This window comes from Rhodovulum sp. (genome assembly GCF_011048875.1).
In the GTDB taxonomy this organism is placed as follows: domain Bacteria; phylum Pseudomonadota; class Alphaproteobacteria; order Rhodobacterales; family Rhodobacteraceae; genus Rhodovulum; species Rhodovulum tesquicola.
Genome location: NZ_DSDD01000257.1, coordinates 1 through 2,129, shown reverse-complemented (window position 1 = coordinate 2,129; position 2,129 = coordinate 1). Strand labels below are relative to the sequence as shown.

The window sequence follows — 2,129 nt, the reverse complement described above, 5'->3', positions numbered from 1 at the left end:
GGCGAGGCGGGATTGCGCGGCGGGCCGCCGGGGGATCTGTACATCTTCATCGAGGTGGCCGATCACCCGCTGTTCGAGCGTGACGGCATGACGCTGTTCTGCCGGGTGCCGGTCTCGATGGCGACGGCAGCCCTGGGCGGCGAGATCGAGGTGCCCACGATCGACGGCGGGCGTTCGCGCGTGAAGGTGCCCGAGGGCAGCCAGTCGGGCAAGCAGATGCGCCTGCGCGGCAAGGGGATGCCGGGACTGCGCGGCGGCGGGCAGGGCGATCTGCTGATCGAGCTTGCGGTCGAGACGCCGGTCAACCTGACCACAAGGCAAAAGGAATTGCTGCGCGAGTTCGAGGAGTTGAGCGAGGAGAACAACCCCGAGGGGTCGTCCTTCTTTCGCAAGGTCAAGAGCTTCTGGGACGGGATGAAGGGCTGAGGCCGCGGATTCTTCTGCGGCGTTAATCCTTCGTTCAGCATGATTTCCCTAGGCTCGGGGCATGACTCGCCCGCGTGATCCCAACAGCTTCTCGGAGCCGCCGCTGCCGCTCTTTGCCGAGGCGCGGCCGGTGCCGCTGTCGCAGGCCGACCGGCCACCCTCCTACCTGCGCGATCACCGCCAGCGGTTGCGCACCCGCTTCATGGAGGGGGGTGCGGATGCGATGCCGGATTACGAATTGCTGGAGATGCTGCTGTTCCGCGCCATCCCGCGCCAGGACGTCAAGCCGCTGGCCCGCGCGTTGCTGGAGCGGTTCGGCGATTTCAACGGCGTGTTGTCGGCGCCCACCGCCCGGCTGCGCGAGGTGATCGGCGTGGGCGAGGCGGTGCTGGTCGAACTGAAGCTGGTCGAGGCGGCGGCGCATCGGCTGGCGCGCGCCCGGATCATGCACCGGCAGGTGATTTCAAGCTGGGATGTCCTGCTGGATTATTGCCGCACCTCGATGGCGCATCGCCAGACCGAACAGTTCCGCGTGCTGTTCCTGGACCGCAAGAACATCCTGATCGCCGACGAGGAACAGGCGCGCGGCACGGTCGATCATGTGCCGGTCTATCCCCGCGAGGTCGTCAAGCGGGCGCTGGAGCTGAACGCCTCGGCGCTGATCCTGGTGCATAATCACCCCTCGGGCGACCCGACGCCGTCGGAGTCGGACATCGCGATGACCGGGCAGATCGCGGCGGGCTGCACCGCGCTGGGGATCGTGCTGCACGATCACATCATCGTCGGCAAGGCGCGCGAGATCAGCCTGCGCGCAGAGGGTTATATCTAGGCTCAGCGCAGCCAGACCTCGACCCGGCGGTTGATGAATCCGCCCCAGGCGCTGTTGTCGCAGGCGATGGGCAGGGCTTCGCCGAACGCCTCGACCCTGAGCGCCACGCGCGACAGGTCGGCCGCGGTCGCCACCGCCCGCACTGCGTCATGCACCGCCTCGGCCCGGAGCCGCGCGATGCCAAGATTGGCCTCGGCCGGTCCGTCGCCATCGGTGAATCCTGCGAAGATCAGGGTGTGCCCGTCGAAGACCCCGGCCTCCAGCGCGCGGGCCAGCGCGCCGATATTGCCGAAGGATTGCGCGTCGAGCTCCGCCGAGCCGCCCTCGCGGAAGCGAAAGGTGGTGGTCAGGCGTTGCGCCCCCGCCAGCGCCGCGACAAGGCGCTGCAATTCGGACAGCGGCACCTCGGGTCCGGCCCGGGCGATGGCCAGGCCCAGCCGGTCGCCCTGGCGGCCGAAGGGGATGGTGTCGCGCAGCTGGTCGACGAAACCCGCGCGCCGGATCACCAGCTGCGCGGGGGGCGTGTCGAGCCAGTCGAGGAACTCGCGCACGAAGAGCTGTTGCCTGCGCGCGGGAGCATAGAGGAACAGCGGCGCGACGAGGGGGTAATCCTCGGTCTTGACCGATTGTCGGTTTGCAACCAGGCGCGGGCCGCAGCCGCCGGTCAGCGGCACCTGCTGCGCGTCGCCCAGCGCCGAGAGGCGGGTCAGTCCGACGCCCAGCGGATCGGCGGCAACCGCGGCCGACAGCGCGGCGGCCCCGGGATGGCGGCGGGCGGCGGGTGTGGGTGATGCGCCGTCGAGCAGCCGCAGGGCGATGGCCTGCTGCAACCCGTCCTGCCGGTCGAGCAGATGCACCGTCAGCGGCGCGTCGG

3 protein-coding genes are annotated in these 2,129 nt (G+C 69.6%); 2 read left to right on the top strand and 1 reads right to left on the bottom strand.

The features are described from left to right. Positions 1-426: DnaJ C-terminal domain-containing protein (locus ENN83_RS09085; protein WP_287186124.1), on the top strand; the 426-nt coding region annotated here is incomplete at its 5' end. Positions 427-487: 61 nt separating this feature from the next. After that, a complete protein-coding gene (radC, locus tag ENN83_RS09080; RefSeq protein ID WP_253087583.1) occupies positions 488-1,255 on the top strand; it encodes a RadC family protein in 768 nt (255 codons plus the stop codon). Between the two features lie 2 nt (positions 1,256-1,257). Here the strand turns inward: radC and ENN83_RS09075 are convergent. After that, positions 1,258-2,129, bottom strand: an 872-nt coding sequence (locus ENN83_RS09075) for a phosphate ABC transporter substrate-binding/OmpA family protein (RefSeq protein WP_287186123.1), incomplete at its 5' end; no start/stop codon positions are given.